Source organism: Neolewinella maritima (genome assembly GCF_923081025.1).
In the GTDB taxonomy this organism is placed as follows: domain Bacteria; phylum Bacteroidota; class Bacteroidia; order Chitinophagales; family Saprospiraceae; genus Neolewinella; species Neolewinella maritima.
The window spans coordinates 1-1,507 of the sequence record NZ_CAKLPZ010000011.1 but is presented as its reverse complement, the minus strand read 5'-3'; the positions used below and the strand labels follow the sequence as shown (position 1 = coordinate 1,507).

The 1,507-nt window shown below is 49.0% G+C and carries 2 tRNA genes and 2 rRNA genes; all 4 read left to right on the top strand.

Features of this window, described 5'->3' with window-relative positions:
• Nucleotides 1-79, top strand: a 16S ribosomal RNA gene (locus tag MJQ68_RS17900); the annotation flags it as partial.
• Between the two features lie 218 nt (nucleotides 80-297).
• Nucleotides 298-374 (top strand) — tRNA-Ile (locus MJQ68_RS17895).
• Between the two features lie 5 nt (nucleotides 375-379).
• Nucleotides 380-453: transfer RNA gene (locus MJQ68_RS17890), tRNA-Ala, on the top strand.
• Between the two features lie 612 nt (nucleotides 454-1,065).
• Nucleotides 1,066-1,507 (top strand): 23S ribosomal RNA (locus tag MJQ68_RS17885); the annotation flags it as partial.

Genomic DNA, 1,507 nt, shown 5'->3' with positions numbered 1-1,507 from the left:
ACCTAGGGTAAAATCGGTAACTGGGGTTAAGTCGTAACAAGGTAGCCGTACCGGAAGGTGCGGCTGGAATACCTCCTTTTCGAGACGACTTAAGACGGAGTATGGTGCTGTATCAAATACAGTAGTGCTGTAGCAACCAAGTGACGCACGTACGAAGTAGACGGTTTGTCTGCTTCTGCATCACATTCGACGCCTAAGGGTTCTGGTAGTAGTAGTTGATACTACGGCCGACTCGCCTGCCTTGATGTTAATTTAAAAGCCACGGCGCTTCACAATGGTGAAGTCCGCACTAACCACAGTCCCGTAGCTCAGCTGGTTAGAGCGCTACACTGATAATGTAGAGGTCGGCAGTTCAAGTCTGCCCGGGACTACCATACCTGGGGGATTAGCTCAGCTGGCTAGAGCACCTGATTTGCATTCAGGAGGTCATCGGTTCGACTCCGATATCCTCCACCCAAGTAGCGTACTACAATGGTAGTATGCATTTAACTCCAGTAGCTCATCAGGCTACCCCGATAGCTATCGGGGCTGATTTGCATTCAGGAGGTCATCGGTTCTCTCGATTGCTATCGGGACGATATCCTCCACCCAGGATGTAGCTGTTCTCCTCACCGGGAATATGCTTCATTTTATTTACCTGCCATTTGATGTGACCTCGGTCATACATATATGATACACGCATGGTGCGTGGCCCTCGATGGAGGTGCCAGTTCGGTTCGATTCCGGAGTTATCAACACTATCGTCCCTTCTGTGGGCCAATAGCGGATCATTAGCCTGACCTGCTATCGCCCAACGGAAATTGCATTACGGGACGGCAGACGATCTTTGACAAGTTTGGATAAGAGAGCAACAGAAATTTTTACGGATAATTGTTAGTGATTCGATCACATGACGAGTCCGTTGCGAGAAATTCAATTTTATTTCTCAAGCGTCTGTTGGATATAATACTCATTAGTTTTAGGCAAGATTTAACGTTACGATTTTAATTCGTTTCGGTTTCTAAGAAACTGCGTCCTCTCCCCAACCCCTCTCCGGAGGAAGAGGGGGTTAGCGGCGTGAAGAATAGGAAGTGAACGAAGGGCGTACGGGGAATGCCTAGGCTCTCAGAGACGATGAAGGACGTGGTAAGCTGCGAAAAGCTAGGAGGAGGTGCAAACGACCGTTAATTCCTAGATGTCCGAATGGGGCAACCCACTAGATTGAAGATCTAGTACTTCCGTAAGGGAGAGGTAACCCGGGGAACTGAAACATCTAAGTACCCGGAGGAGGAGAAAATAATTTAATGATTCCGCAAGTAGTGGCGAGCGAACGCGGAACAGCCCAAACCATTACGATACGTCGTAGTGGGGTTGTAGGACGTGTATAATTGTGTACTGTGTAACTGGAACAGTTTTGGAAAAGCTGACCGGAGAGGGTGAAAGTCCCGTACAGGAAGTAGAGTGCACATGACGCGTATCCTGAGTAGGGCGGGGCCGGAGAAACCCTGTCTGAATTTGCGGGCACCAT